The 20486-nt window shown below is 71.8% G+C and carries 22 protein-coding genes; 13 read left to right on the plus strand and 9 right to left on the minus strand.

The window, feature by feature from the left end; translation table 11 throughout:
• Positions 1–179: 179 nt before the first annotated feature.
• The 6 genes from KVT45_RS37305 (at position 180) to KVT45_RS37330 (ending at position 7206) form a co-directional block, all read left to right on the plus strand.
• On the plus strand, positions 180–1145 hold the full coding sequence (locus KVT45_RS37305) for a fumarylacetoacetate hydrolase family protein (RefSeq protein ID WP_217553619.1): 966 nt from the start codon (positions 180–182) through the stop codon (positions 1143–1145).
• Positions 1142–2077 (plus strand): VOC family protein, encoded by a 936-nt coding sequence (locus KVT45_RS37310; protein ID WP_217553620.1) that lies wholly within the window; start codon positions 1142–1144, stop codon positions 2075–2077. The genes KVT45_RS37305 and KVT45_RS37310 overlap by 4 nt, the downstream gene beginning before the upstream one ends.
• A 29-nt stretch (positions 2078–2106) precedes the next feature.
• Positions 2107–3408 (plus strand): histidinol dehydrogenase, encoded by a 1302-nt coding sequence (hisD, locus tag KVT45_RS37315; RefSeq protein ID WP_217553621.1) that lies wholly within the window; start codon positions 2107–2109, stop codon positions 3406–3408.
• Positions 3405–4166 (plus strand): SDR family NAD(P)-dependent oxidoreductase, encoded by a 762-nt coding sequence (locus tag KVT45_RS37320; protein WP_217553622.1) that lies wholly within the window; start codon positions 3405–3407, stop codon positions 4164–4166. Before hisD ends, KVT45_RS37320 begins: the two co-directional genes overlap by 4 nt.
• Before the next feature lie 282 nt (positions 4167–4448).
• Entirely contained in the window at positions 4449–6356 is a 1908-nt protein-coding gene (locus tag KVT45_RS37325; RefSeq protein ID WP_217553623.1) for a hypothetical protein, read from the plus strand.
• Between the two features lie 100 nt (positions 6357–6456).
• Positions 6457–7206 (plus strand): class I SAM-dependent methyltransferase, encoded by a 750-nt coding sequence (locus KVT45_RS37330; RefSeq protein WP_217553624.1) that lies wholly within the window; start codon positions 6457–6459, stop codon positions 7204–7206.
• Here KVT45_RS37330 and KVT45_RS37335 read toward each other — a convergent pair.
• The 4 genes from KVT45_RS37335 to KVT45_RS37350 all read right to left on the minus strand — a co-directional run bounded on the left by KVT45_RS37335 (position 7176) and on the right by KVT45_RS37350 (position 10742).
• Positions 7176–7919 (minus strand): GntR family transcriptional regulator, encoded by a 744-nt coding sequence (locus tag KVT45_RS37335; RefSeq protein ID WP_217553625.1) that lies wholly within the window; start codon positions 7917–7919, stop codon positions 7176–7178. The two genes, KVT45_RS37330 and KVT45_RS37335, sit on opposite strands and share 31 nt — an antisense overlap.
• Positions 7920–8099: 180 nt before the next feature.
• Positions 8100–9266 (minus strand): serine hydrolase, encoded by a 1167-nt coding sequence (locus tag KVT45_RS37340; RefSeq protein ID WP_217553626.1) that lies wholly within the window; start codon positions 9264–9266, stop codon positions 8100–8102.
• A gap of 89 nt (positions 9267–9355) precedes the next feature.
• A complete protein-coding gene (locus KVT45_RS37345) occupies positions 9356–9760 on the minus strand; it encodes a nuclear transport factor 2 family protein (protein ID WP_217553627.1) in 405 nt (134 codons plus the stop codon).
• Between the two features lie 13 nt (positions 9761–9773).
• Positions 9774–10742, minus strand: coding sequence for an acetylxylan esterase (locus KVT45_RS37350; protein ID WP_217553628.1), 969 nt, complete (start codon positions 10740–10742; stop codon positions 9774–9776).
• A 103-nt stretch (positions 10743–10845) separates the two neighbouring features.
• Here KVT45_RS37350 and KVT45_RS37355 point away from each other — a divergent pair, with 103 nt between their 5' ends.
• The gene (locus KVT45_RS37355) at positions 10846–12204 is read left to right on the plus strand and encodes an 8-oxoguanine deaminase (protein WP_217553629.1); all 1359 of its coding nucleotides are present in this window, start codon (positions 10846–10848) and stop codon (positions 12202–12204) included.
• Positions 12205–12230: 26 nt separating this feature from the next.
• On the opposite strand, the gene KVT45_RS37360 is transcribed toward KVT45_RS37355, so the two are convergent.
• Positions 12231–12818, minus strand: a complete 588-nt coding sequence (locus tag KVT45_RS37360) for a hypothetical protein (protein ID WP_217553630.1) — start codon at positions 12816–12818, stop codon at positions 12231–12233.
• Between the two features lie 192 nt (positions 12819–13010).
• Positions 13011–13595 carry a YcxB family protein gene (locus KVT45_RS37365; RefSeq protein WP_217553631.1) on the minus strand — a complete coding sequence of 195 codons (585 nt, stop codon included), beginning with the start codon at positions 13593–13595 and terminating at the stop codon, positions 13011–13013.
• Positions 13596–13846: 251 nt separating this feature from the next.
• Between KVT45_RS37365 and KVT45_RS37370 the strand changes: the two genes are divergently transcribed.
• Both KVT45_RS37370 and KVT45_RS37375 read left to right on the plus strand, forming a co-directional pair.
• Complete coding sequence (locus KVT45_RS37370) at positions 13847–14770, plus strand: NADP-dependent oxidoreductase (protein ID WP_217553632.1); 924 nt, start codon at positions 13847–13849, stop codon at positions 14768–14770.
• Positions 14767–15516: a GNAT family N-acetyltransferase gene (locus tag KVT45_RS37375; protein WP_217553633.1), complete on the plus strand. Its 750-nt coding sequence runs from the start codon at positions 14767–14769 to the stop codon at positions 15514–15516. Before KVT45_RS37370 ends, KVT45_RS37375 begins: the two co-directional genes overlap by 4 nt.
• Here the strand turns inward: KVT45_RS37375 and KVT45_RS37380 are convergent.
• On the minus strand, positions 15477–15878 hold the full coding sequence (locus tag KVT45_RS37380; protein ID WP_254647922.1) for a MarR family winged helix-turn-helix transcriptional regulator: 402 nt from the start codon (positions 15876–15878) through the stop codon (positions 15477–15479). The two genes, KVT45_RS37375 and KVT45_RS37380, sit on opposite strands and share 40 nt — an antisense overlap.
• A gap of 184 nt (positions 15879–16062) precedes the next feature.
• Here KVT45_RS37380 and KVT45_RS37385 point away from each other — a divergent pair, with 184 nt between their 5' ends.
• The gene (locus KVT45_RS37385) at positions 16063–17136 is read left to right on the plus strand and encodes a hypothetical protein (RefSeq protein WP_217553635.1); all 1074 of its coding nucleotides are present in this window, start codon (positions 16063–16065) and stop codon (positions 17134–17136) included.
• 145 nt (positions 17137–17281) lie between these two features.
• A complete protein-coding gene (locus tag KVT45_RS37390; protein WP_217553636.1) occupies positions 17282–18073 on the plus strand; it encodes a putative protein N(5)-glutamine methyltransferase in 792 nt (263 codons plus the stop codon).
• Between the two features lie 63 nt (positions 18074–18136).
• On the opposite strand, the gene KVT45_RS37395 is transcribed toward KVT45_RS37390, so the two are convergent.
• Positions 18137–18817 (minus strand): hypothetical protein, encoded by a 681-nt coding sequence (locus KVT45_RS37395; protein WP_254647904.1) that lies wholly within the window; start codon positions 18815–18817, stop codon positions 18137–18139.
• A 64-nt stretch (positions 18818–18881) separates the two neighbouring features.
• Between KVT45_RS37395 and KVT45_RS37400 the strand changes: the two genes are divergently transcribed.
• Entirely contained in the window at positions 18882–19373 is a 492-nt protein-coding gene (locus tag KVT45_RS37400; RefSeq protein ID WP_217553637.1) for a CGNR zinc finger domain-containing protein, read from the plus strand.
• Between the two features lie 75 nt (positions 19374–19448).
• A complete protein-coding gene (locus KVT45_RS37405) occupies positions 19449–19778 on the plus strand; it encodes an SDR family NAD(P)-dependent oxidoreductase (RefSeq protein ID WP_217553682.1) in 330 nt (109 codons plus the stop codon).
• A 132-nt stretch (positions 19779–19910) separates the two neighbouring features.
• Here KVT45_RS37405 and KVT45_RS37410 read toward each other — a convergent pair whose 3' ends face one another.
• A complete protein-coding gene (locus KVT45_RS37410) occupies positions 19911–20486 on the minus strand; it encodes a hypothetical protein (protein ID WP_217553638.1) in 576 nt (191 codons plus the stop codon).

Consider the following 20486-nt stretch of genomic DNA (forward strand, 5'->3'; position numbering starts at 1 on the left):
AAGGGGGACGTCATCCATCCCCGACGGCGATGGCGGTCCCGTGCCGCGCAGCCGCACATCGACGCAGGCCGCGGCGGAGTGCGCGGGCGATGGCAGCCATCGCGAACGGCCATTTCCGCCGACCGGATGCGATGCCTAGCGTCGAAGGCGAGCCCCCACCCGTACGAGGAGAGCCGCCCGTGCCCGAACCTTCCCCCTCCCACGCCGGACCCTTCGCGCTCGGCACCTTCAGCGACGGAGCGGCCGCCTTCCCCGGCCTGGTCGCCGGCACGCGAGTCCGCGACCTCTCCGGCGCTGTCGCGTCGGTACGCGCGCTGGTCGAGGACTGGGACACCTGGCTGCCCCGGCTGCACGAGCTGGCCGCGGCCGCCGACGGCGCCTGGCACGACCTGGCGGACCTGCGGGTCCTGACCCCGGTCGAACCGGGCCAGATCCTGCAGAGCGGTGCCAACTACCGCAAGCACGTGGTCGACCTGGTCGCCGCCGAGAAGGAGAGCGTGCACGGCGCCACCCCCGAGGAGGCCCGCGCCGACGCCGAGAAGATGATGGACGAGCGGATCCGCGAAGGCGTCCCCTACATCTTCCTCGGCTCACCGCGCGCACTGTGCGGACCGTACGACGACATCGTGCTGCCCGCGCTCGGCGAACAGCACGACTGGGAGCTCGAACTCGCCCTGGTCATCGGCAGGTCCGGGAAGAACATTCCGGTCGAGGAGGCGATGTCGCACGTCGCCGGCTACACGATCAGCAACGACCTCACCACCCGTGACCGGCTGTACCGGCCCGACCTGAAGGCCATCGGCACCGACTGGTTCACCGCGAAGAACGCCGACACCTTCCTGCCGACCGGGCCGTTCCTGGTCCCCGCGGACTTCGTCGGCGACCCGGGCGACCTGCGGATCACACTCCGGCACAACGGGGTGGTCCGGCAGGACGAGTCCACCAAGGACATGATCTTCGACATTCCCCGGCTGATCGCCTACGCCTCCACGACCACCACCCTTCGCCCCGGCGACCTGCTGCTCACCGGCTCCCCGGCCGGCAACGGCGCGCACTGGGGGGTCTTCCTGCGGCCCGGAGACGTGATCGACGCGGAGATCACCGGCCTCGGCCGTCAGCGCAACACCGTCAGGAGCCACGCATGAGCTTCCAGCCCATCACCCATCTGCGCCATGTCGACCTGGCCGTACCGGACTTCGCCACCCAGCGGGCCTTCTACGGCACCACCTGGGGCCTGACCGAGGTCGCGAACGACAGCGGTATCGCGTTCTTCGCCGCCGAGGGCAGCCCCGAGCAGTACATCGTGCGCATCCGCGAGGACGAGCGGAAGCGGATGGACCTCGTCGCCTTCGGAGCGGTCTCACCGGCGGCGGTGGACGAACTCGCGGTGCGGCTGGGACGGGCCGGGGTGCAGATCATCCACGAGCCCCGGGCGCTGGACACCCCCGGCGGCGGCTACGGGCTGCGGTTCTTCGACCCCGACGGGCGGGTCGTCGAGGTCTCGGCCGACGTGGCCACCCGCACCCACCGGAAGATCGAGGAGCGCGAGGCCATTCCGGTACGGCTCTCGCACTGTGTGGTCAACTCCCAGGACCCGGAGGGACTGCGGGACTTCTACATCAAGAACCTCGGCTTCCGGCTCACCGACACCCTGTACTCCACGCACATGGGTGACCTCATGTACTTCCTGCGGTGCAGCCCGCTGCACCACTCCTTCGCCATCGCGCGCGGCCCCCATGTGTCCCTGCACCACGCCTCGTTCGAGATGCGGGGGGTGGAGGAGTACATGCGCGGCACCGGGCGTGCGTTGCGCGCCGGGACCCGGCTCACCTGGGGCCCGGGACGGCACCTGGCGGGCGACAACACCTTCTCCTACTTCCACGACCCGCACGGAAACACCGTCGAGTACACCACCGAGCTCGCCGTCCTCGAAGAGGACCTGTGGCACCCCGGCCGGCACGACGTGGACGACCCGATCACCCAGGACCAGTGGGGCACCGCCGACCCGATGAGCGAGTCGGTCGCCAAGGAGCAGTTCAACGACCCCGACGTGCTCTTCGAAGCGCCCCCGGTGTAACCCCGATCCTTCCCAGAAAGGCCGCAGTTGTGGCAGAGATCCTGAAGCACGCCGTGCCCAAGGCCGAGGTGGCAGCCTCCCTCGACCAGGTGCGCGAGACGGTGACCGGTGTCATCGCGGACATCCGCGAGCGCGGTGACGCGGCCGTCCGCGAGTACTCCGAGAAGTTCGACAAGTGGAGCCCCGACTCCTTCCGGCTGAGCGCGGAGGAGGTCGAGAAGATCGTCGCCTCGGTGCCGCAGCAGGTCATCGACGACATCAGGTTCGTGCAGGAGCAGGTCCGCACCTTCGCCCGCCACCAGCTGGACTCGATGGGCGAGTTCGAGGTGGAGACGCTGCCGGGTGTGAAGCTCGGCCAGAAGCACATCCCGGTGCAGGCGGCCGGCGCCTACATCCCCGGTGGCCGCTACCCGCTCACCGCCTCCGCCCATATGACCATCGTCACCGCCAAGGTGGCGGGGGTGGAGCGCGTGGTCGCCTGCACCCCGCCGATCCACGGCGAGATCCCCGCCGCCACCGTCGCCGCCATGCACCTCGCGGGCGCCGACGAGATCTGGCTGCTCGGCGGCGTCCAGGCGGTGGCCGCGATGGCCGTGGGCACCGACACCATGGAGCCGGTCAACCTGATCGCGGGCCCCGGCAACGCCTATGTGGCCGAGGCCAAGCGCCAGTTGTTCGGTGAGATCGGCATCGACCTGTTCGCCGGGCCGACCGAGATCCTGGTCCTCGCCGACGACCGGGCCGACCCGTTCGTCTGCGCGGTCGACCTGCTCTCCCAGGCCGAGCACGGCCCGGACTCCCCGGCGGTCCTGATCACCACCTCCCGCGAGGTCGCCGAGCGGACCATCGCCGAGGTCGAACGCCTCCTGCCCGGCATGCCCACCCGTGACTACGCGGAGCCCGCCTGGCGCAACCACGGCCAGGTGCACGTCGTCGGCTCGGTCGACGAACTGTACGAACTCGCCGACGCGTTCGCCTTCGAACACGTCGAGGTGCTGACCGTCGAGCCGCGCCTCGCGCTGGAGCGGATGACCCAGTACGGCGCCCTGTTCCTCGGCGAGGGCACCTGTGTGTCGTTCGGCGACAAGGTCATCGGGACCAACCATGTGCTGCCCACACGTGGTGCCGCCCGCTACACCGGCGGCCTGTGGGTGGGGAAGTACCTCAAGACGGTCACCTACCAGGAGGTCACCGACACCGCCTCGCAGACCCTGCTCGGGCGGCTGTGCGGGCGCGCGTCCAGGGTCGAGCTGTTCGAGGGCCACGCCCGCTCGGGTGACGTACGGGCCGCGAGGGCCGCGGGCGACGCGCTGCCGTGGAACGAAGCGTGAGCCTGGACGGCCGCACGGCCCTGGTCACCGGCGGGGGAGGGCCGCTCGGCCGGGCCTTCGCGCTGGCGCTCGCCGGCGCCGGGGCCCGGGTGATCCTCGTCGGCCGGAACGAGCAGGCCCTCGCGGAGACGGCCGCCAAGGTCGGCGAAGCGGCCCGCCCGGCGGTGTGCGACGTCTCCGACCCCGCCGCCGTGCACGCGCTGGCCGCCGGACTCGCCGACGATGAGGTGTCGTTGCTCGTCAACAACGCCGGCGTCGCGGGACCGGTGCGGCCGCTCGTCGACATCGAACCCGACGAGTGGGACGACGTGTTCGCCGCCAACGTACGCGGCGTCTACCTCATGTGCCGGGCGTTCCTGCCGCCCATGCTCGCCGCCGGACGGGGCGACATCGTCAACGTCGCCTCGGTCAGCGGCAAGCGTCCGCTGCTCAACCGCACGCCGTACACCGCCTCCAAGATGGCGCTGATCGGCCTCACCCGTACTCTGGCGGGCGAGGTGGGCCCGCAGGGCGTCGCGGTCAACTCCCTCTCCCCGGGCCCGGTTCGGGGACCCCGCATGGACCGCAACTTCCGGCTCACCGCCGAACTCACCGGCTGCACCGTCGAGGAGGCGGAACGGGACTTCGCCTCCCGGGCCGCGCTCGGCCGGCTGGTGGAGGAGGACGAGGTCGCGCGGGCACTGGTCGCCATGCTGGCGATGCCCGGGCTGTGCGGGGCGGACATCGACCTGTCGGCGGGGATGATCGCACCGGCGTAGGCACAGGGTCGAGTACGGCGAGGTGGACGGCGCGCGGGCCGTCCGCCTCGCCGTCGTGCGTGCCCGGCGCCGCGGACTGTGGCCACTCTGTGTGAGCGCCATGAAGTGGGCCGCACGATCCGAGGCATCGGGTTCCGGGATGCGTATGTGCAAGGCCTGTCCCGGGTTTACCGAGGCTGATTCACTCCCACCCGTGCACCTCTGGTGCCTTCGTCGCCCTGGTTCCGACCGGCGACCCGTGACTCTGCGCGACGGCGCACTCCACCCGTGGAAAGGCCTGCAATGACGCTGACATCCCGACGCTCGTTTCTGATCGCCGGATCCGCCGCGACAGCGGCCGTGCTCGTTCCGGTCGCCTCCGGCACCGCCACCGCAGCCCCCGAGGCGCCGGGCAGGACGATCTCCGTCGCCGCGGGGGAGACCTACGAACTCGCCGCGACCACCAAGGTCAGCCAGTTGACCATCGGCGACGGCGGAAAGATCGTCGCCCCGGACGGGTACGACATCAGCCTCACCGTCGACGGCGTGGAGACCGGCCAGCTGCTCACCGCGACCGGAGCCACCGGGACCCTCGTCCAGGCCGGCACCTACCGCGGGGACGTCGTCCTCACGGTGGCCGAGTCCAACGACGTCACCTACCAGACGCTGACCTTCCCGTTCCGGCAGGCCCTGTACGTCGGCTCCGACGGGGTCGACTCCGCGAAGTCCGTGCTGTCCGCCGTACGCGGCGGCAAGGTCACCGACACGGCCGCCCGGAACGTGTCGATCGCGTCCACCGGCGAGTGCTTCAACGGCGTCTACGTCGAGAGCGGCAGCTACACCATCGAGAGCCCCACCATCACCCTCGACGGCAACGGCCGTTCGGACTTCGCCGGGTACGGTGCGGCCGTGGTCGGCGACGGCTCCGCGACCAGGCTGGTCGTGGACGGCGCCCGGATCAGCAACAAGGGCGTGGTCCGCACCACCGTCATCGCCAACGGCGGCGCCAACGTCCTCGTCAAGGACTCCTTCCTGCGCGCCCGCAACGGCGTCCTGCCCGCCGACTACCAGGCCACCGTCGAGACCCCGTACATGGAGTCGGTGCCCTGGATGCTGGGCCTGGACGGCAACGTCCGCGCCACCAACCTGATCGGCAAGAACAGCATCGCCACCTACCTCAACTCGACCGTGTTCTCGGAGACCTGGGGCGCGCTGTCGGTCGAGGGCGGCAGCGGCCTGAAGCTGACCGCGATCAACAGCCACGTCGGCAACACCGGTGACTACGGCTACGGCACCTACGCCATCGGCGACGCCACCGTCCGCGTCCTCGGCTCCCGCTTCGACGTCGGCTCCTACGCGACGATCATCGCCGGGCCGGCCGCCGTCGTGCACTACGGGGACAGCACCCGCGACGCCGTCGCCGCCCTCAACACAGAGCTGGAACTCGGCCTTTCCAACGCCGAGTTGCGGGGCATCCCGGAGCGCAGCACGGTGGTGAACTCCGGTCACTTCGGCTACATGTTCTTCGGCGCCGGTCAACTCACCCTGGACGGGGGCACCGTCATCAACTCCGAGCGGGCCACCTTCCTCAACAAGGGCCAGCAGACCACCATTTCGGTCGACGGCTCCAAGGGTGCCCGGCTCAACCCGCGCGACGGCATCATCCTCCAGATGATCGAGCTGGACGACCCGGGTCCGGTTCCCGTCAACGGCAAGATGATGAACGTCGGCGTCTACACCGAGCCCACCACCGACCCGGTGAAGAACTCCTCCTTCGACGTCACCGCCGTCCATTCCACCGACGGTGCCGCCACCTTCAGCTCCATCGGGCTGAAGGGCGACTTCTACAACGGCATGCGCAACGGCAAGAACATGGTCCTCACCTTCGAGGACTCGTCCGTCGAGGGCGTCATCTCGGCGACCAGGGCCAAGCACCGGGTGTCCTCCATCGACTCGTCCACCTTCTACGAACTGGGCATCGTCACCAACACCGCGCAGGCCGCCGTCAACAACGGCGTGGTGGTGAAGCTGAACAGCGGCTCCACCTGGACGGTCACCGGGACGTCGTACCTGACCAGCCTCACCCTCGCGGCCGACGCCGGCGTGAACGCACCGCGCGGCAAGGCCGTGAAGCTGACGGTCGACGGCACCGAGACGGCGATCACCGCGGGCTCCACCTACACGGGCGCCCTCACACTCACCGTGGCCTGATGTCCGGCGCCGTAGCCTGACACCAGGCCGGAGGCGCGGTCCCTTCCACGGTCCGCGCCTCCTCCGCGCCCGGCGGCGGGAGCTCCCGTAAGCTGGCCGGATGTTCAGCCCCGAAGGCCCGAGCCTCCGTGAACTCACCGTCCAGGCCCTGTCCTCCGTCGAGCGCGGTTACGACCTGCTGGCCCCGAAGTTCGACCACACCCCCTTCCGGACACCCGACTCGGTCCTCGAAGCGGTCACGAAGGCGCTCATGCCGCTCGGTCCGTTCGAGGACGGCCTCGACCTGTGCTGCGGGACGGGAGCCGGTACCGACGTGCTGGCCCGGGTGTGCCGGCACAGCATCACCGGGGTCGACTTCAGCGCCGGCATGCTGGAGGTCGCCCGCCGGCAGACCCCGCCCGAGGGCCCGGACGTCGCCTATGTGCGCGGCGACGCCCGGGCCCTGCCGTTCGGGCCCGCCTTCGACCTGGTCGTCAGCTTCGGGGCGTTCGGGCACTTCCTGCCCCGGGAGCTGCCCGGTCTCTTCGGCCAGGTGCACGCGGTGCTGCGGCCGGGCGGCACCTTCGCCTTCCCGGTGCTCGCGCCGCCGCGGCCCACCAGCCCCGGGTTCTGGCTGCTGCTGGGCTTCGACGCCGTGATGCGGGTGCGCAACGCCCTGTGGCGGCCGCCGTTCGTCATGTACTACCGGGCCTTCCGACTCGGCGCCGTGCTGGGGGAGTTGGCGCGGGCGGGGTTCTCCGTGGAACTGTCTGTGCTGCCCGAGTTCGGCGAGCGCGACGACGGCAGCCCTCGCGCCCGGCTGGTCGTGGCCCGGCGCTGTCAGCCCGCGGCAGGGACCGTGAACTCGTAGACCAGCGTGTCCTGCTGGGCGTCCACCACCAGGTCGGTGATCTCCAGCGGGCGGGCGTACTGGTCGTGCACCCGGCGGGTCACCCGGACCGAGGACGCGTCCGCGACCTGGGTGATGGAGTCCCGGTGGTGCAGGGTGAGGCCCGCCTTGCGCATCCAGTCGTAGGCCCGGCGCAGCTGCGCGGCGGCACTGCCGTCGGCGCGGTCCCGGTAGCGGCCCAGTTCCTCGACCTCCCTCAGGGCCACCGCCGAGAAGGAGGTCACGGCGGTGCGCAGGGCGTGTCCGTCGGGGAAGGCGGACTCGTAGCGGTGCACCAGAGTCGGCCGGTGCGGGGCCAGCCCCAGCGCCGCCGCGTGCTCGGGCGGCGGCTCCTCCCAGGTGACCGTGGCCCGGTCGACCGCGCCGTGTTCCGTGGTCCCGGCGCCCACCGGGAAGGCCAGCGAGACCGGGCTCTCCACCGGACGGCCGTGCAGCGTCGCATGACTGCCACGCCGGTCGGTGGCCACCAGTCCGCTGTGCCGCAGCACCTCCAGCGCCTGCCGGACGGTCTCCCGGCTGACCCCGAAATGCTGTGCCAACTGCCGTTCCGCGGGCAGCCGTTCACCCGGCGGCAGGGTGCCGTCGCGCAGTTCGCCGAGGAGTTGTGTCGCGATCCGCCAGTACAGGGGCTGCCCTTCGCTCTCGGAGTGGTCGTGCGGGGTGGTGCGGGCCATGCCGCGCCTCCTGTGGGTGACAGGGCTTGGTCACCGGGCACGCGGACAGGCGTGCTGACGCCTGCCGACGGGCCCGATGACAAGACGTAGCCGTGCGGGTTCGTTCCGCGACCACATCTAGCATTGGTCTAAACCATCAGGGAAGAGCGGCCGCCGGGTTCGGCCGAAACCGAACGGGCCTCACAGACTCGCGTAAACGGCGTTGACCAGGGCTGTCTTCCGGGGGTCGTCCGCGATCCGGGGTCCCATGCGGTTCATGACGTATCCGAGGGAGACGCCTGCTTCCGGGTCGGCCAACCCGCAGGATCCGCCGAACCCGTCGTGCCCGCAGGCGCGCGGGTTCGGCCCGTACGAGCCGTTCGACCCGCTCAGCCAGAGCCCGAGCCCGACCTCGGTCTCGTGCTCGAAACCCGCCCCCAGCACCAGGTCACGGCAGCTGCCCTGGCCTTCCCGCACCCGCTCGGCCGCCTCCGGCGACAGCACGCGCCGGCCGCCGTACTCGCCCCGGCCGGCGAACACCCCGTACAGCGCCGCGATCGCCCGGGCCGTGCCGTGCCCGTTGGCCGCCGGGATCTCGGCCGCCCGCCACTCGGGGGTGTTCGCCGCGCTCGCGCCCACGCCGGGGTTGGCCAGGGCGGCGACGGCGGCCGGCGCCAACTGGCTGAAGATCGCAGCCTGTTCGCTGTCCGACAGGACCCGGGGATGCACCAGTTCGGCCGCCCGGCCCGATTCCTTCTCCGGCAGCCCGACGGTGAAGTCGATCCCCAGCGGCCCGGTGACCTCCTGCTCCAGGAACGCCCCCGGCAGCAGTCCCGACACCCGCCGCACCACCTCGCCGACCAGGAAGCCGTAGGTCAGCGCGTGATACCCGGACCTGGTCCCCGGCTCCCACCATGGTTCCGTCGCCGCCAGCCGCGCGGTCGTCAGCTCCCAGTCGTACAGGTCCTGGAGCGAGTGCGGCTCACGCAGGCCGGACAGCCCGGCCCGGTGCGAGAGCAGATGGCGGACCAGGACCCGCTCCTTGCCGGCCGCCGCGAACTCGGGCCAGTAGCCGGCCACCGGCGCGTCGAGGTCGAGCAGCCCCCGGTCGGCCAGGATGTGCGCGCACAGGGCCACCGGGCCCTTGGTGGTGGACCAGACGTTGACCAGGGTGTCGCGCTCCCACGGCCGGGCGCGAGCCGGATCCGCCCAGCCGCCCCAGAGATCCACCACGGTCTCGCCGCCGACCGTCACCGCGACGGCGGCACCCAGCTCCTCCCGGTCCCGGAAGTTCTCCTCGAACGCCTCCCGCACCGCCGCGAAACGCGGTTCGCAGTGGCCGTGGACCTGTGGCTCGTGCTCGGACATGCGCCCTCCGTCGTACGCCGGAAAACCCGGACCGCGACGCTGCGGCCCGGGCACCCCGAACGTACCGACTGGTCGGACTGGAGGGAAGGTCAGAGAAGGAAGAGTCGCCCGGCCGGCTCCTGGTGCCCTTCGGCTGTGTGCCAGTAGTCGCGGGTCTCCACCGCGAGCCCCTGCGCGTCGAAGCGCACGAACACGCACCCGGCCAGCGTGGCCGCCGCGCCCCCCTCCTCGGACCGCACCCGGAACTCCGCCGCCGCGACCCCGTCCGGGCCCACCAGCGGCGCCGAGAACCGGACGTCCCCCACCCGCTCCGCCTCGAACGACCAGCGCAGATAGGCGGCGAGTGCGTCACGCCCTCGGTGCGGTTCGCGGAACGGCATCGAGTGGTGCACACAGTCCTCGCTGTACAGGGCGAGCAGCGCGGGCACGTCGTGCGCGGCCCAGCCCCGCTCCCAGATCCGGACGAACCGCTCGGCGGCCTCGCGCGTGTCCATCTCCGCCGCCTCCTCAGACGTACGAGCGCAGCCAGCGCACCTTCGCCGCCTCGTGGTAGGGGCCGCCGCCCTCGTGGTCGTTGTACTCGTACACCTCGATCGCCTTGTCCTCGTGCGCCCAGGAGTTGAAGGCCGCGTAGACCGTGGACGGCGGGCAGGTCTGGTCCTCCAGGGCCGCCGAGAACAGCGCCGGGGCGCGGCCGCGCGCCGCGAAGTGCACACCGTCGAAGTAGGAGAGGGTGCGCTGCACGTCCGCCGACCGGCCGCGGTGGGTCTTGAGGAACAGGGCGATCTCCCGGTACGGGTGACGGTCCGTCAGCGTGGTGGCGCGCGGGAAGTCGCACAGGAACGGCACGTCCGGGGCGACCGCGACCAGGTCCGGGACCAGACCGCCGACGGCGAGGGTGATCCCGCCGCCCTGGCTGGCCCCGAGCGCCACGGTCCGCGTCGCGTCGGTCAGCGGGTGCGAACGGGCCGCCTCCACCGCCCGCACGGCGTCCGTGAACACCCGCCGGTAGTAGTAGTTCTCCGGAGCCTCGATGCCCCGCGTCATGAATCCGGGATACGCCGGCGCGCCGCCCACCGGGTCGGCGGTGACGCCCCCGCCGCCCCAGGCGCTGCCCTGGCCCCGGGTGTCCATCGTGAAGTGCGCCCGTCCCGTCGACGCCCAGAGCAGGTTCTCGTGCGGCAGCCCGCGCCCGCCGCCGTACCCGACGAACTCCACGACCAGCGGCAGCGGTCCGGTGGCGCCGGCCGGCAGTCGCAGCCAGCCCTTGACCGGGTGGCCGCCGAACCCGGCGAACGTCACGTCGTGGACGTCGACCGTGGACAGCCCGGTGTCGACCGGCTCGAAGCGGGCGTCGAGATCGTGCTCGCGGGCCTCCTGGAGCGTCTTGGACCAGAAGGCGTCGAAGTCGTCGGGTGCCACCGACTCGCTGCGGTGTTCCCGGAGCTCGTCGAGGGGAAGGTCGAACAGGGCCATCAACAACCGCCTTGGTGAAGGGAAGGTGCGGATGATCACACCGTACGTGGGTGGTCCGACGAATCACCAGGCCTCTGCGCTGCCCGGCACCTACGATGAGCCCATGCCGTCTGCTGTTGATCTGCTGGTCAGGGACGCCGGACTGCTCGTCGTGGACGGCGGGCAGGAGATCCCGGGCGGCTGGGCGGCCATAGCCGGTGGTCGGGTCACCGCGGTCGGAACGGCCGGCACCGAGCCCGAGGCCCGTACGGTCCTGTCCGCAGCCGGACGGCTCGTCACCCCCGGCCTCGTCAACACCCACCACCACATCTACCAGAACCTCACCCGCTCCTACGCCCCCGCCGTGGGCGGCTCCCTCTTCGACTGGCTGACCACCCTCTACCCCCTGTGGGCCGCCCTCGACGAGGAGGCCGCCTACATCTCCGCGTACGTCGGTATGGCGGAACTCCTCATGGGCGGCTGCACCACCTCCTCCGACCACCTCTATGTGCATCCGCGCCCCGGCCTGGTCGACGCCGAGATCCGCGCGGCCCGCGACATCGGCTTCCGCTTCCACGCCACCCGCGGCTCGATGACCCGCTCCGTCGAGGACGGCGGACTGCCGCCCCGGAGCGTCACCCAGACCACCGACGAGGTCCTCGCCGACAGCGAACGGCTGATCAGGACCCACCACGATCCCGCACCGGGCGCCCTGATCCGGGTCGCGCTCGCCCCCTGCTCACCCTTCTCGGTGACCAAGGAAGTGATGACGGCGACCGCCGAGCTCGCCGAGCGGTACGACGTCCGGCTCCACACCCACCTCGCCGAGGACCGTGACGAGGACACCTACTGCCTGGAGACCTACGGCTGCCGTCCCGTCGAGTACTTCGAGGACTGCGGCTGGATGAGCGACCGCACCTGGGTCGCCCACTGCATCTACCCGAACGACGCCGAACTGGGGCGCCTCGCGGCCGCGGGCGTCGGCGTCGCGCACTGCCCGAGCTCCAACATGCTCATCGGCGGCGGCACCGCCCGGGTGCGGGAGATGCGCGACCTCGGACTGCCCGTGGGCCTCGGCTGCGACGGCTCGGCCTCCACGGACCACGCCTCCCTCTGGATGGAGACGCGCAACGCCCTGCTGCTCGGCCGCTACCGGGGCGGACCCGCCGCCATGACGGCCCGGGACGCCCTGGACATCGCCACCCGCGGCTCGGCCCGCTGCCTGGGCCGCGCCGACGAACTCGGCCATCTGCGCCCCGGCGCCTGCGCCGACCTGGTCGTCTGGGACCTCCACGAGGTCGCCCTGGCCGGTGCCCTCACCGACCCCGTCGAGGCCTGGCTGCGCTGCGGACCCGCGCGGGCGTGGACGACGGTGGTCGGCGGGCGGGTGCTGGTCGACGCGGGCGAGCCCGTCCTGCCCGGGCTCGCGGACGCGCTGCGCACGCACGCGCGCGTGGCCCGCCGCCTGCAGAGGACCGGCTAGGGCCACCGGCCAGGGCCCCAGGGCTTTCAGGCGCGCCCACGGGTCCAGTCCGGCCCGGTGCGCGTCCACTCCTGCTCCCACTCCGCGAGCCGGTGGTGCAGCGCCACCCGGCGCACCACGCCATGGCCGACCAGCACCAAGGCCGCCGCGCCGCCGGCCCCGCACAACCCCACGGTGACCGTGTGCTGCCAGACGGCGATGGCGTCGGGCGGCGGGGCGACCCCGTGCCCCTGCCGGTCGAACCACACGTCCACCACGTCACCGGTCCGGGTCCCCGCCGGCACCCGGGCCAGGGCGGTCTTCGTCCCCTTGCCCGGGACCGTCCAGCGGACATTCGTCTCGTAGGCGTGCGCCCGGTCGCCGCCCTGCACCGAGGGCAGCTGATCCGGGGAGCCGCCGATGACCACGGCCCGGACCATGTGCCGCTCGGCCCGCTCCACCGCCGCCACCGACCGAGCCTGCTCGTAGGCCCACAGCCCCGTCACCGCCCCCACCAGGGGCGCGCCCACGCCCAGCAGGACCGCGACGGCCAGCGCGATCCACGCCTCCACCACGTCGGACTTGCGCCGCAGCGGGTTCTGCCGCCAGCGCCAGCCACGCACCCGGGTACGCATGTCGACCTCCTCGCCGCCACAAGAGCCGGAGGGCCGGACAGCCGGTCCGCAGCTCCCAGCGTGCCCCCGCTCGCACGCGAGCGTCCACACGGGAGTGGTACCCCGTACGGAGTAACCGGCCCACCGTCCGGATGCACGCATGCGGTACCGGCTGAAGCGCGGGTTCCGCCGCGCGCCCCGCCCGGCCGCCGGTCAGCCGCTGTGACCGTCGGGGGAAGCGGAGGGGGCAGGGGGAGCGGTGGGGTCTTCGAGGTACTGGGTGAGCAGGTCGCGGCAGACGGGGACGAGTGCCGCGTCGGACAGACCGCGCTTGGGCACGATCTCGGAGGCTCTGCCCGTGCGGTCCAGGAGGACGAACTGTCTGTCGGACTCCGTGAACGAACCGAAGTGCGACCAGGCGTAGGCAGTGGTCTGTCCCTCGACACGGATCGTCAGGGCGTCCGGTCCGATCTCCATCTCGTGCGCCAGCCGCGTTCTCGGTGAGCGCCGCCCGATCGCGCGTGCCCTGCGGCGGAGACTCCAGCGGGTGGTGACGGCGAACTCTCTCACGACGTAGCGGACGAGGACCACAGCGAGGAGCAGGGCGGGAATCCACCACTGCCAGGCCGGTGCGGCGACGGCCAGCAACACCAGCAGGCCCCACAGGGTCACGAGAACGACGACCGCCTGGCCCAGCGCCCGCCTCCGCAGACGCCGCCGCACGACAACGCGGGTCATCAACTCAAGGATGTCGTCGGCCTCCGGGACGTACCTCAGCGTCAGCGTCGGCTGCATCATCCCCCCTGCCCTCGACGTGCGAGCCCGCGCATCCTAGTGGTGGGCGCCGCAGAAGGGGAGTGCCGTGCGGCCCGGGCCGGGAACGAACCCCGGACCTGCCGCCGCGGCGGTGAAGGGCCCAGCTCAGGCCCCCGATCATTGCGGCCGTATGAACGATCCGCGGGTGCGGGAATAGCCGCCGCGTGCTCGTCCTTGGCGCTGAGTGCCGCTGCCGGGACACCGGTGACAGCACCAGAGAGCGAGGAAACACGATGCCCAAGGCGTACGTCTACACCAGTCACGGCGGGCCCGAGACCGAGGCCTTCGCCGACGTGGACCGACCCGTTCCCGGCCCCGGTGAACTGCTGATCGCGGTCCGCGCGGCCGGGGTCAACCCCGTCGACTGGAAGCTGCGCAACGGCTTCCGCCGCCCCGGCGAGGGGGAGGCGCGCTTCCCGGTCGTCCTGGGCAGCGAGGCCGCCGGTGTGGTCGAGGAGACCGGCGCGGGCGTGACCGGCTTCGCGGCCGGCGACGAGGTCTTCGGCAACACGCCCGCCGGCGCGTTCGCCGAGTACGCCCTGCTGACCGCGTCCGTGACGGCGCACAAGCCCGCCGCGCTGTCCTTCACCGACGCCGCCACCCTGCCCGTCGCCGCGGCCACCGCCTACGACGGCGTACGCCAGCTCGACCTGCCCGAGGGCGCGACCCTGCTGGTCACCGGTGCGGGTGGCGGGGTCGGCGCGGCGGTCCTCCAGATCGCCCGGGCCTGGGGGCTGCGGGTGCTCGGCGTGGCGAGCGAGGCCAAGAAGGACCTCGTCGAGTCGCTGGGCGCCGTGCACGTGCCCTCGGGCCCCGGGCTGGCCGACCGGGTGCGGGCGGCCGCTCCCGAGGGCGTGGACGGCGTCTACGACCTGGTCGGCGGCGAGGTGCTCGCCGAGGCGGCCGGTCTGCTCGCCGACCGCACCAAGCTGATCACCGCGGGCGCCCCGCCGGAGACCGTCGCCGCGCTGGGCGGCGCCCGGGTGGAACGCGCCCGGACCGCCGCGGTCCTGGACGAGGTGGCCGAGCTCGTCGTCGCCGGTGAACTCGACCCGCATGTCTCGCAGACTTTCCCGCTGGACAAGGCCGACGAGGCGTTGCGTACCGTCGAGGACGGGCACGCCCTCGGCAAGATCGTGATCGAGGTCGCCGTATGAGCGTCCCGAACTCCCGCGAGAGCGCCCCGCACATCCTGGACAACCCCGCCCGCGCCTCGCTCACCGGCCCGCACGCACTCTTCGCCGAACGCCGCGGCCGAATCCTGCGCTATCCCGTCGACGTGTCCCCGTGGCTGGCGCTGCCCGACGCGCCCGACGCGGACGACTGGGCGGATCTGGCCGCTCTGGCCGGCCCCGGCGCGGAGGTCCCGCTGCCCGGGTACCGCGGTGAGCTCCCGGACGGCTGGGAGCTCACCATGAACATCGCGGGCGTACAGCTGGTGGACGAGGGCATGGAAGCGGTCCCGGAGCCGGCCGCGGTCCGGCTGGGACCGGCCGACGTACCGGAGATCCTCGACCTGGTCGAGCGCACCCGCCCCGGCCCGTTCCTGCCCCGCACCATCGAACTCGGCACCTACCTGGGCATCCGCCGCGACGGCAAGCTGATCGCGATGGCGGGGGAGCGGCTGCACCCGCCGGGCTGGACCGAGATCAGCGCGGTCTGCACCGACCCGGCGTACCGCGGCGAGGGCCTCGCGACCCGGCTCATCCGCGCGGTCGCGCACGGCATCCGGGAACGCGGCGAGACCCCGTTCCTGCACACCGGCGCCGAGAACACCACCGCGATCCGGCTGTACGAGTCGCTCGGTTTCCGTCTGCGCCGCCGTACCGCCTTCGTCGCGGCCAGGGTGCCGGAGCCGCTCGGTCAGTCGCCGGCCGAGCCCGCGGAAGTTCCGGCGTTGTAGCGTTCCAGGTATCCGGCGAACCTGACCAGGTCCGCCTCCGGCCAGTCCGCCAGCCGCTCCCGGAAGGCGGCCCGGCGGCTCTGTGTGACCTGGGCCAGGATCTCCTGCCCGGCCTCCGTCAGATGCAGCACCTGGACCCGGTGGTCCTCCGGATCCAGACGCCGCTCGATCAGCCCCGCCCGCTCCAGCGCGCCCACCTGCCGGCTGACCGTCGACTTGTCCAGCGCGTAGTGCGCGGCCAGGTCGGTGGCCCGGCAGCCGCCGCTCTCCTCCAGATGCCCGAGCAGCGTGTACGACACCAGCGACAGCTCGGGGTGCATGCGCCCGGCCGACGCCCGGGCCCGGCGCGCGAAGATCGTCATCTCGCGCTGGATGGTCTCGACTGCCGTCTCCGCCGTTGTCACGGGAACACCTTCGACGGCCGCGCCTTCCACAGCAACGCCCACACGGGAATACCTCCTCCGACGGTTTAGTTGTATAGTACAACCTGACCGTGAGTTGTATAAGCCAACCAGTTTGGCCGGAAGGATCTGGAGGTCGTACGCGATGAGGTCACCGGCTCTGCGCCATGTGCTCACGCACCTGATCACCCCGCTGCTGATGTGCCTGGGCATGGGGCTCGCATATATGGGCGCGTTCGTCCACCCGGAGCCCAACCACATGCCGGTGGCCGTGGTCGGGGCCGGACCGGAAGCGAAGGTGTTGGCGCAGACCATCAAGGACACCGCCGGCGACAAGCTCGACGTCCGTACCGTCCCCACCCGCGCCGCGGCCGTCGACCTCCTCAAGTCCCGTACCGTGACCGGCGCCTATGTGCCGAGCGCCAAGGCGCCGGAGCTGATCGTCGCCAGCGCCGCCTCCGACATGGGCGCCACGGCCGTCGAGAAGGTCTTCACCCCGGTCGCCGACAAGCAGGGCGTGCCCCTCAAGGTCACCGACGTGGCCGAGCCGGTCGCCGACGACCCCACCGGACAGGGCCTCTTCTTCCTGCTCATCGCCGTGAGCATCGGCTCCTACGCCTCGGTCGCCGCCCTCGGTGCGGCCGGCGCGGCGCTCCCCATGCGGATACGCGCCCTGCTGGCGCTCGGTGTCTCCGCCGTCGTCAGCGGCATCGGCGCCCTGCTCGCCGGACCGGTGTTCCACCTCGCCCACCACGACCTGGCCGGGGTCTGGGGCATGGCCTGGCTCTACTCCGCCGGCATCCTCCTCATCGGCGTCGGCCTGCACACCTTCCTCAAGCGGTGGACCACGCTGACCATGATGGTGCTGTTCGTGATGCTCAACTTCACCAGCTCCGGCGGGCTGTTCCGCCCCGAGCTGCAGAACGGCTTCTTCGGCAGCCTGCACGCCTTCTGGAACGGCGCCGGATTCGTCGAGGGCGTCCGCAGCCTGCTGTACTTCGGCAGCGACGGCCTGAGCCGCAACGTGTGGACCCTGGCGGTCTGGCTGCTGGCCGGCCTCGCGGTCACCGCGATCGCCGCGGCCTACGAGCGGACCAAGGCGACCCCGGCCGCCTCCGTGGCCGTACCCGACTCCCCTGCCGAACTGGCTGAGGAGGCCGAACTGGCCGAGGAGGCTGAGGAGGCCGAGGAGGAGACCGCGGAAGCGGTCGGCGTCTGACCGCCCCACCGTCCCACCGCTCGTTCGCACGATCGCCCGACCGTCCGTCGGGCGATCGTGCGAACGTGTGATCGGGCTGTGCGTCCGTCCGCACGACCGGTAAACCATCTGACCGGCTCCCCGGCATCCGGATAGGCTCCCGGTGATGACCTCGCTCTCCGACTCCGATACCGCCGCCACCGCCGTCGTCTCCGCGCTGCGCGCCGCCGGTTGCGTCTTCGCCGAGGACGAGGCGGAGCTGATCCTCGGCACCGCCCGCACCCCGGACGAACTGGCCGCCATGGTGGACCGGCGAGCCGCCGGACAGCCCCTTGAACACGTCCTCGGCTGGGCCGAGTTCCACGGGCTGCGGATCCTCGTGGAACCCGGCGTGTTCGTGCCCCGCCGCCGCACCGAGTTCCTGGTCGACCAGGCCCTGGCCCAGGCCCCCCGCGCGTCCGTCGTCGTGGACCTTTGCTGCGGCTCCGGCGCGGTCGGCGCCGCCCTCGCCGCCGCCCTCGGGGACGTCGAACTGCACGCCGCCGACATCGACCCGGCCGCGGTCGGCTGCGCCCGCCGCAACATCGCCCCCTACGGCGGCCACGCCCACGTCGGCGACCTTTTCGACGCCCTGCCCGCCGCCCTGCGCGGCAGGACCGGCATCCTCGCGGCCAACGTGCCCTACGTCCCCAGCGACGAGGTGGGGCTGCTGCCCGCCGAGGCCCGCGAGCATGAGCCGCTGGTCGCCCTCGACGGCGGCGGCGACGGTCTCGACGTGCTGCGCAGGGTCGCCGCGGGGGCGCGCGACTGGCTCGCACCCGGCGGCTGTGTCCTGGTCGAGACGAGCGAGCGCCAGGCCGAGGACGCCGTCGAGACCTTCCGCCGCGCCGGCCTGACCACCCGGCTCGCCGCCTCGGAGGAGCTGTACGCGAACGTCGTGATCGGCGTGCGCGACTAGGCCCTGTCGTAGCGGGTCGCCGGCCCTCGCCAGCCTTGGTTCCGGGCCGGGGAGCTCGGCGGATCAGTCCTCGTGCAGGAGCCAGCCGATGCGCAGTTCTTCCGCACCGGGGCGGAACGTCCGCATGAGCTCGGCGCGTTCGGGGTCGTCTTGGGGGAGGTTCTCGGCGAGAAGGGCCTGCGCGGCGATGGTCTGGGGCCGGGCGCCGAGTGCGGCGCGCAGGTGAAGTGAGCGGCGCAGCATGGCGATCCGTTCGGCGGGTTCCTTGTGCGGTGCGAGGTGCCGGATGATGTAGGACTCGAAGTAGCCGTCGCCGGACTCCGTCGCGATCTGGAGAGCTGCTTCGTAGCGCGGGAGGGCGCCGGCCGGGTCCTCGTCGATGTTGTCCAGCAGGACGGCCCAGTGGTACTCGGCCCAGCCGCGCTGCTTCTCGTCGCCGCTCTCGACCGCCGCGCGGTAGCCGGCCTCGGCCACGGCGCGGTCGTCGGCGCGGGGGTCGCGCTGGAACAGCAGGCGGCTGTAGGCCAGTCGCCCTGTGAGCAGGTGCGCGGTCGGCGATGCGGGATCGAGCGCCGCGACCGCTTTCTCGGCCTCCTCGTGACCCTCGATCCGGAAGAACCAGCGGTCGACGGCGATCTCCGCACGCAGCTCGGGCTCGGCGTCCGGGCCCAGGACGGCCAGCGCGGCGTTCCACTCCCCGAGCAGCAGCAGGCGGCGTGCCATGTAGGTGTCATCAGGTAGCATGGCGCCTACGTTAGGAAGCTGCGATGTAGGTGGTCAAGTGCAATACGGTGACTACATTGGAAACGTGACGCGGTTGGCCGTCGAGCTGGCCAACACCGGGACCCTCGACCAGCGCGGTGAACTGGTCGCCGCGTTCTTCGCGGAGCACGAGGTCACTCCGCCACCGGGCGGCGACTACGGCGAACTGCCGGACCTCGTGCGTACGGCCCTGGCGCAGTCGGTCGACGGCGTCGCCCCCGAAGCCGTACACCGCCTGCTGCGCGACTATCCGCCGGAAATGCACCTGTCCGACCATGACGGCCTCGGCGGCTGGCACATCCACTTCAGCCGCAACGGCACCCCGGCCGAGCGCTGGGCCGGCCAGCTGATCGCTGCCGAGCTCGCCCGGGTCGTGGCCGGGGATCCGGCGGTGACGCTGGGGCGGTGCGCCGCGGCCGGGTGCGGGAACTACTTCGTGGACCAGTCGCGGAACCGGACGCGCCGGTTCTGCTCCAATGCGTGTGCGAGCCGGACCACGGTCGCGGCTCATCGGGCCCGGACGGCGAAAAACTCCTAGCGGAGTCGCTGGGTTATTTCCTGGCGATCCGGGAAGCGGTGAAGCACTTCGGAGACGCCGGCGGCAGCATCATCAATTCTCAGCACCGATCCCTACCTCGCCTCCAGCGTCTACTCGGCGACAAAGGGCGCCGTGGACACGATGACCTTCGCACTGGCCCGCGAACTCGGACCGCGCGGAATCCGGGTGAACTCGATCCTGCCGGGCCACACGAACACGCCCGGTACCGACGGCAATTTCGCCGGTGAACTCGGTGAAAAGCTGATTGCCGGTACACCGCTCGGCCGCTTCGGTGAGCCCGAGGACATCGCACCGGTCGCGGTCTTTCTCGTATCGGACGACTCGCACTGGGTGACGGGTGAGTCGATCCGCGCCGCAGGCGGCGTGCGCGGCGTCGGCTACTGACCGCCGGGCCACACCCGACCACGCAGGCGGCGTCCGGCCCGAACACCGGACGCCGCCTCGACGCGTCACCCCAAAAGGACGTCAGCCGGCCGGCGACGGCTCCGGACCGGAGGGAGCAACGGCGCATGCCACTCAATGGCCGTGGACTTCCAGGACGACAGCCGTTCCAGCGATGGTCCGGTCTTCGTGCATGGTGATCGTTTGGTCGGGCTTGAGGTGGCGCCACTGTGAGGGGTCAAGGGGGGCGAGTCGCACCGAGGCTCGCTCGCCGGGTCCTAGGAAGGGCGTGGATTCGAGCCAGACGCTCGCGATGTTGAGGGTCGGTTCGCCGGTCGGGGTGCGATTTCCGATGTTCCACATCGGCCGGAGAACGCCGGCTCCGGAGAAGGGGGGCTGTCGTCGGCTCTCGCTGGCCGGTCGGAGGGTGAGGTCAGCTCGGATGGTCCCGTTGCGGGTTTCGTAGCAGCGCCAGTGGCACCAGGCCGCGCTTCTCTCCAGCTGCATCTGCTCGGCGGCCGTGGCGAGGGTCTCCCAGAAGCTGAGCGGAAGCGGGTGGACGTCGCCGAGTCCCTCCAGCAGCCCGAAGGCCACCTCCCACTCATCGTGGGTGAGGTAGTCCCAAACGTCGTTGATCGTGATGTCGTTCTCGGTAGCGATCTCTTCGGGGACCAGCAGGGAGACGGCTTCCAGCAGCTTGGGGACATCCAT

It is taken from the genome of Streptomyces sp. GbtcB6, assembly GCF_019091475.1.
GTDB classification, from domain to species: domain Bacteria; phylum Actinomycetota; class Actinomycetes; order Streptomycetales; family Streptomycetaceae; genus Streptomyces; species Streptomyces hyaluromycini.

Excerpts from the sequence above, each read along its gene's own strand:
- KVT45_RS37310 (WP_217553620.1), top strand. The coding sequence starts at position 1,142 with ATGAGCTTCCAGCCCATCACCCATCTGCGCCATGTCGACCTGGCCGTA.
- KVT45_RS37325 (WP_217553623.1), top strand. The coding sequence starts at position 4,449 with ATGACGCTGACATCCCGACGCTCGTTTCTGATCGCCGGATCCGCCGCG.
- KVT45_RS37330 (WP_217553624.1), top strand. The coding sequence starts at position 6,457 with ATGTTCAGCCCCGAAGGCCCGAGCCTCCGTGAACTCACCGTCCAGGCC.
- KVT45_RS37335 (WP_217553625.1), bottom strand. The coding sequence starts at position 7,919 with ATGGCCCGCACCACCCCGCACGACCACTCCGAGAGCGAAGGGCAGCCC.
- KVT45_RS37340 (WP_217553626.1), bottom strand. The coding sequence starts at position 9,266 with ATGTCCGAGCACGAGCCACAGGTCCACGGCCACTGCGAACCGCGTTTC.
- KVT45_RS37345 (WP_217553627.1), bottom strand. The coding sequence starts at position 9,760 with ATGGACACGCGCGAGGCCGCCGAGCGGTTCGTCCGGATCTGGGAGCGG.
- KVT45_RS37350 (WP_217553628.1), bottom strand. The coding sequence starts at position 10,742 with ATGGCCCTGTTCGACCTTCCCCTCGACGAGCTCCGGGAACACCGCAGC.
- KVT45_RS37355 (WP_217553629.1), top strand. The coding sequence starts at position 10,846 with ATGCCGTCTGCTGTTGATCTGCTGGTCAGGGACGCCGGACTGCTCGTC.
- KVT45_RS37360 (WP_217553630.1), bottom strand. The coding sequence starts at position 12,818 with ATGCGTACCCGGGTGCGTGGCTGGCGCTGGCGGCAGAACCCGCTGCGG.
- KVT45_RS37365 (WP_217553631.1), bottom strand. The coding sequence starts at position 13,595 with ATGATGCAGCCGACGCTGACGCTGAGGTACGTCCCGGAGGCCGACGAC.
- KVT45_RS37370 (WP_217553632.1), top strand. The coding sequence starts at position 13,847 with ATGCCCAAGGCGTACGTCTACACCAGTCACGGCGGGCCCGAGACCGAG.
- KVT45_RS37375 (WP_217553633.1), top strand. The coding sequence starts at position 14,767 with ATGAGCGTCCCGAACTCCCGCGAGAGCGCCCCGCACATCCTGGACAAC.
- KVT45_RS37380 (WP_254647922.1), bottom strand. The coding sequence starts at position 15,878 with ATGACGATCTTCGCGCGCCGGGCCCGGGCGTCGGCCGGGCGCATGCAC.
- KVT45_RS37385 (WP_217553635.1), top strand. The coding sequence starts at position 16,063 with ATGAGGTCACCGGCTCTGCGCCATGTGCTCACGCACCTGATCACCCCG.
- KVT45_RS37390 (WP_217553636.1), top strand. The coding sequence starts at position 17,282 with ATGACCTCGCTCTCCGACTCCGATACCGCCGCCACCGCCGTCGTCTCC.
- KVT45_RS37395 (WP_254647904.1), bottom strand. The coding sequence starts at position 18,817 with ATGCTACCTGATGACACCTACATGGCACGCCGCCTGCTGCTGCTCGGG.
- KVT45_RS37410 (WP_217553638.1), bottom strand. The coding sequence starts at position 20,486 with ATGGATGTCCCCAAGCTGCTGGAAGCCGTCTCCCTGCTGGTCCCCGAA.